Annotated in this window: 4 protein-coding genes and 1 tRNA gene; 3 read left to right on the top strand and 2 right to left on the bottom strand. The window is 71.1% G+C overall.

The features are described from left to right. Positions 1-42: 42 nt before the first annotated feature. Positions 43-213 (bottom strand): Sp36 family protein, encoded by a 171-nt coding sequence (locus tag HMPREF3159_RS17020; RefSeq protein ID WP_126987298.1) that lies wholly within the window; start codon positions 211-213, stop codon positions 43-45. A 37-nt stretch (positions 214-250) separates the two neighbouring features. Further along, complete coding sequence (locus HMPREF3159_RS06470; RefSeq protein ID WP_010549518.1) at positions 251-553, bottom strand: WhiB family transcriptional regulator; 303 nt, start codon at positions 551-553, stop codon at positions 251-253. 238 nt (positions 554-791) lie between these two features. Here HMPREF3159_RS06470 and HMPREF3159_RS06475 point away from each other — a divergent pair, with 238 nt between their 5' ends. From HMPREF3159_RS06475 to HMPREF3159_RS06485, 3 genes are all read left to right on the top strand, one after another. Beyond that, positions 792-3,191: a penicillin-binding protein gene (locus tag HMPREF3159_RS06475; protein ID WP_070500201.1), complete on the top strand. Its 2,400-nt coding sequence runs from the start codon at positions 792-794 to the stop codon at positions 3,189-3,191. Position 3,192: 1 nt separating this feature from the next. Further along, positions 3,193-4,131, top strand: coding sequence for a metallophosphoesterase (locus tag HMPREF3159_RS06480; protein ID WP_070500202.1), 939 nt, complete (start codon positions 3,193-3,195; stop codon positions 4,129-4,131). A 55-nt stretch (positions 4,132-4,186) separates the two neighbouring features. After that, positions 4,187-4,260 (top strand) — tRNA-Pro (locus HMPREF3159_RS06485). The last annotated feature ends 780 nt before the right edge of the window (positions 4,261-5,040 follow it).

Below are 5,040 nucleotides of genomic sequence, written 5' to 3' on the forward strand. Positions count from 1 at the left end.
CGGGTCCGGGGGCTGCGCGCCGGGGCGGCGTCGGTCATCGGCTCAGCCCTCGACCCGCGGGCGCTTGAGATAGGCGACCAGGTTCTCCGGGTTCGGCCCCGGCACGACCTGGACCAGCTCCCAGCCCTCGTCGCCGTAGTTGTCCAGGATCTGCTTGGTGGCGTGGATCAGCAGCGGGACGGTCAGGTACTCCCAGCGGGTGAGTGTGCTCATGGGGACGAGCCTACCCGGGGAGCCCGGTCGGAGGAGGTCAGCCGCCGACGGCCTGCTGCTCGGCGCGCCGCAGCAGCGCGGACCAGTCGCTGACGTGCGGGTGGCGGCGCAGCAGGCGTCGACGCTCACGCTCGGTCATGCCGCCCCACACGCCGAAGTCGACGCGGTTGTCGAGCGCGTCGGCCAGGCACTCGGTGCGCACCGGGCACGCGCCGCAGGCCGCCTTGACGGCGTGCTGCTCCGCGCCCTGCACGAAGAACCCGTCGGGATCCATCGTCACGCAGGCGCCGCGGGCGGCCCAGCTGCTGTCGCCGGTGAAGGCGCTTCCCCCGATGGTCATGCTCCATCCCCTTCCGTCTCCCGGATCGACCTTGATCCGCTCCTCGCCCCACTGTATGGAGACGGTCACCACATGGCAAAACGCGCGGTGCACCGCGACGGCCGTCGCGGCCCGTGCTGGTGCGAGCACGAGCCGGTCCCGCCGGGGCAGGTCACGGCGCGGCATCGGCTTCGTGAAGATTCCGCGCGCGCGGCCTGCCTGATGGCCGCCCCGGGGAGGGTCGCCGTACTGTAGTTCCATGGCCCGCACCTCGCCCGCGTCCAGCTCGGGACGCTCCCTGCCCGTCGCCCTGGCGCAGACCGTCTACCTGCTGCTGGGGCTCCTCGCCGTCTCGGCACTCGCCGGCGTCCTGCTCGCGGCGTTCTTCCTCCCCGCGGTCTCCGCGACCTCCGCCGTCGCCGAGGACGGGGTCGACCTCTTCGAGTCCTACCCCAGCGAGCTCGAGGTCGAGCCGCTGAACGAGGCCAGCCGCATCGAGGCGGCCGACGGGTCGCTGCTGGCGACCTTCTACACCGAGAACCGCATCATGGTGCCGATCGAGGAGATCTCGCCCCACATGCAGAACGCGGTGATCGCGGTCGAGGACCGCCGCTTCTACGAGCACGGCGGCGTGGACCCCAAGGGCCTGGTCCGCGCCTTCGCCTCGAACGCCGCGGGCGGCGCGACGCAGGGCGGCTCGACCCTCACCCAGCAGTACGTGAAGAACGCGCTGCTCATGGACGCCGTGCAGCGCGGCGACCAGGAGGACCAGCTCGCCGCGACCGAGCAGAGCTACGGCCGCAAGCTGCGCGAGGCGAAGCTCGCGATCTCGCTCGAGAAGCAGTGGAGCAAGGAGGAGATCCTCAACGCCTACCTGAACGTGGCGCAGTTCGGCCCCTCCCAGTACGGCGTCGAGACGGGCTCGCGCCACTACTTCTCCAAGAGCGCGAAGGACCTCAACCCCGGCGAGGCCGCGCTCCTGGCCGGCATCACCAACGGCCCGAACCAGTACGACCCGGTCGCCCATCCCGAGGCGGGCCAGAAGCGCCGCAACGAGGTGCTCGCGGACATGAAGCGCGAGGGCTTCGTGACCGAGGAGGAGTACGAGCAGTACACCTCCCAGCCCGTCGAGGAGATGCTGCAGATCCAGAACGTGCGGGCCGGCTGCGCCGACGCGGGCACGAGCGGGTTCTTCTGCGACTACGTCACGCGCTCCCTGCTGAACGACCCGAACTTCGCCCCCACGTACGAGGAGCGGCGCAAGCTGCTCTACGGCGGCGGGCTCACGATCAGGACCACGCTGGACCCGAACACGCAGGCCGCGGCGGTGGACATCCTCCAGCGCAAGGTCCCCGGCGACTCCCAGCACGGCTTCGGCCACTCGATCGTCACCGTCGAGCCGGGCACCGGCAAGATCCTCACGATGGCGGAGAACCGCACCTTCAACCCGCACGAGGACTCCCAGCCCGGCGAGACCGCGATCAACTACAACGTGCCGCAGGCCCTCGGCGGCGGCAGCGGCTTCCCCGTCGGCTCGACCTTCAAGCCCTTCGTGCTCCAGAACTGGCTAGAGAGCGGGCGGAGCATCGACGACCGGGTGAGCACCACGCGCGAGTCGATGTCGAGCTTCCCGGCGGAGTGCCTGCCGCGCGGCGCCTGGCGCGAGAACCCTGGCTACAACCCGGACAACGCGGTCTCCGTGCCGATCGCGCCGATGGAGACGGTGCTGAACTCGACGAAGTTCTCGATCAACACCTCGTACGCGAACATGGCCCGCCAGCTGGACCTGTGCGGCGTCGCGGAGACGGCGCGCGACATCGGCGTGGTCCCCGCGACCTACAACCCCTACGACCCCACCACCTGGGACATGCCGATCGAGGACCTGTACGGCACCGAGCTGGCCCCCTCCGTGGTGGTCCTCGGCGAGCTGCGGATCTCGGCGCTGGACATGGCTTCGGCCTACGCGACCTACGCCTCGGGCGGCACCTTCTGCTCGCCCCAGGCGATCACCGAGGTCGTCGACCGCAACGGCGACCCGATGGAGATCTCCGGCGCCCAGTGCCACCAGGCGGTCGAGAAGGAGGTCGCCGACACGATGGCGTGGGTCCTCCAGCAGGACCTCGAGGACCCGCGCGCGACCGGCAAGGGCAAGACGATCCCCGGCCACGCCGCGGGCGGCAAGACCGGCACCTCCGGCTCGCAGTTCCACACCTGGTACGTCGGCTTCACCCGCCAGATGTCCACCGCGGTGTGGTTCGGCCACCCGCAGTCGAACATCCGTCCCGGAGGCTTCGACGTCGACGGCGAGATGCTCCGCAGCGGCAGCGTCTGGGGCAACACCGTCTCCCTGCCCACCTGGCAGGAGTACATGACCCGGGTGCACGAGGGACTCCCCGGCGAGCCCTTCCCCGCCGCCCCCGCCCCGACGGACAGCGCCGCGGGCGACGCGGTCGAGAAGGGGAAGGTGCCCGACGTCGGCGGCATGCCGATCGAGCAGGCCCGCGCCGCGCTCGAGGCGGCCGGCTACTCCGTGCGGATCGAGCAGGCGCCGCACGGCGAGATCGGCGCCGGCCATGCGATCGACACCGACCCGCCGGCGGGCACCGAGCTGCCCGAGGGCCGTCCCGTCGTGATCCGCGAGTCCTCCGGTGAGGAGTGAGGTGAGGCCCGCGCTCGCGGCCGCCGGTGCGCTCGGCGGGCTCGGTCTCGGGCTCGCCGGGGCCGCCCACGTCTGGGCCCGCCATGTCGAGATCCACCGGTACACGCTGCGCGAGGCCGAGCTGCGGATCCTGCCGCCGGGCGCGCGCACGCTACGGGTGCTGCACATCAGCGACATCCACCTGCTGCCGGACCAGCACCGCAAGCTCGCCTTCCTCGAGCACCTCGAGAGCCTGCGCCCGCACCTGGTGATCGACACGGGCGACAACATCGCCTCCGCGGCCGCGGTCCCGGCCCTCGCCCAGGCGATCGAGCCCCTGCTGCGCCGGCCCGGCGCCTTCGTGATGGGCTCGAACGACATGTTCGCGCCGATGCCGAAGAACCCCGCCCGGTACCTGCTGCCGGATCCGCGGCCCGCCGGGCTCACCGAGCCCCGGGAGCCGACGCTGCCCACTGCGGAGCTCGCCGCACGCCTCTCGGAGCACGGCTGGAAGGACCTGACCAACACCCGCGCCACGATCGAGCTCGGCGGCCTGGAGGTGCGCCTGGCCGGCGTCGACGACCCCCATCTCGAGCGCGACCGGATGCCCGCCCCGCCCTCTCCCGCTCCGCGCAGGCCCGAGCACGGCAACGTGCTCCAGGTGGGCGTCGCGCACGCCCCCTACCGCCGCGTGCTCGACGCCTTCGTCGCCGACGGCGCGGAGCTGATCCTCGCCGGACACACCCATGGCGGCCAGCTCCGCCTGCCCGGCATCGGCGCGCTGGTCACGAACTGCGACCTGCCCCGGCAGCAGGCCCGCGGCCTCTCCGACTGGCAGGGCGTGCCGATGAACGTGAGCGCGGGGATGGGCGCGAGCCCGTACTCGAACTACCGTCTGCTGACCCCGCCGGAGGCGACCTTGCTCACGTTGCGGGCCCGGAGGCCCTCGGACGTCGGCTGACCGGCCGGGAGCCTGCTAGAGTTTCTCCTCGATGACCCGCTCGAGCGGGTTCCACCGGGGTGTGGCGCAGCTTGGTAGCGCGTGCCGTTCGGGACGGCAAGGTCGCAGGTTCAAATCCTGTCACCCCGACCCTCCGGGGAGTCGCGAGATCCATCGATCTCACGACTCCCCGTCTGCGTCGGTCGGCGGTCCGCCCGCCGGCCGCCCGCGGGATCGACGACGACGATGATCCCGCTCTGCACACCACCCTCGAGGCGTCACTTTATCGCCAAATGACCATTCTCGGTCGGGTCGATCGCGCTTTCTTTCGACGACTGTCAGGACACCCCCGGACCCGGCGCGGCCCATATCAGGCTGATCGGATATTTCGCCCCACCACCCGGTGACCGACGGGTCGACCAGCGGCATCGCCCCATTCGGACATACCGGGCATTCCGCCGACATGAATGACAATGGCGTAGTTATCACGGTGGGATTCATTTCCCCGGTGGAACACGCGGCATTTCGGGCGCGACTCGCAAAATCTTCGCAAAGAAGTGCACGCCCGACAGCAAATGCACCTGTGGTCATACATGCCCTCACCCCTACAGTGACCTGCGGTGCCGCCTTTCCGAGGCGGCTCCCACCGGGCCGCCGCCTCCCCGTCACCGGTCCGGTTCCTTCCTCCGCTTCCCTGGGTGACGGGCGCAGGCTCCGCGGACTCCCCCACAGGTCCGCGGTGCACCGACTGCGAGGCGACGGAGAAAGTGATCGCCACCGATGTTCCGCACCGCTCCACGCGCCACGCACCGGGCTCCCGGTCGTGCCGTGATCGACTACCGAGGGCTCGCCGCCCCGGTCGGCAAGGGCGTGGGAGGGGCCGCCGTGATCGGCGCCGTCTCCGCGACATCGGCCTGGACGGGAAGCTCA

The sequence above is a fragment of the Brachybacterium sp. HMSC06H03 genome (assembly GCF_001807385.1).
In the GTDB taxonomy this organism is placed as follows: domain Bacteria; phylum Actinomycetota; class Actinomycetes; order Actinomycetales; family Dermabacteraceae; genus Brachybacterium; species Brachybacterium conglomeratum.

What these genes read in the sequence shown, in the direction of transcription:
- HMPREF3159_RS17020 (WP_126987298.1), bottom strand. Translation starts at nt 213, where the DNA reads ATGAGCACACTCACCCGCTGGGAGTACCTGACCGTCCCGCTGCTGATC.
- HMPREF3159_RS06470 (WP_010549518.1), bottom strand. Translation starts at nt 553, where the DNA reads ATGACCATCGGGGGAAGCGCCTTCACCGGCGACAGCAGCTGGGCCGCC.
- HMPREF3159_RS06475 (WP_070500201.1), top strand. Translation starts at nt 792, where the DNA reads ATGGCCCGCACCTCGCCCGCGTCCAGCTCGGGACGCTCCCTGCCCGTC.